Source organism: Mesorhizobium sp. M1D.F.Ca.ET.231.01.1.1, assembly GCF_003999155.2.
In the GTDB taxonomy this organism is placed as follows: domain Bacteria; phylum Pseudomonadota; class Alphaproteobacteria; order Rhizobiales; family Rhizobiaceae; genus Mesorhizobium.
In genome coordinates this window covers 1-287 of the sequence record NZ_RZOZ02000264.1, presented here as the reverse complement: position 1 = coordinate 287, position 287 = coordinate 1, and the positions used below count along the sequence as shown (strand labels likewise).

The window sequence follows — 287 nt, the reverse complement described above, 5'->3', positions numbered from 1 at the left end:
TCCGGGTTCCACCATTCGGCGGCAAGGGCGGAAAAGCGCTCGACTTCTCCGGCATCGATGGTCGATCGGCGGGGCTCAGGCATGGGCGGGTCTCCTCGAACGCCAGGAATTCGGGTTCCACCATTCGGCGGCAAGGGCGGAAAAGCGCTCGACTTCTCCGGCATCGATGGTCGATCGGCGGGGCTCAGGCATGGGCGGGTCTCCTCGAACGCCAGGAACTCGGGTTCCACCATTCGGCGGCAAGGGCGGAAAAGCGCCCGACTTCCTAGCGTTCCCCGAGTTCCTGG

2 pseudogenes are annotated in these 287 nt (G+C 65.5%); both read right to left on the bottom strand.

The annotated features are described in order from the left end of the window. Nucleotides 1-83: pseudogene (locus EN874_RS34760) on the bottom strand (bifunctional 3-demethylubiquinol 3-O-methyltransferase/2-polyprenyl-6-hydroxyphenol methylase); the annotation flags it as partial. Between the two features lie 25 nt (nt 84-108). Beyond that, nucleotides 109-192, bottom strand: a pseudogene (locus EN874_RS35000) (bifunctional 3-demethylubiquinol 3-O-methyltransferase/2-polyprenyl-6-hydroxyphenol methylase); the annotation flags it as partial. Nucleotides 193-287 lie beyond the last annotated feature (95 nt).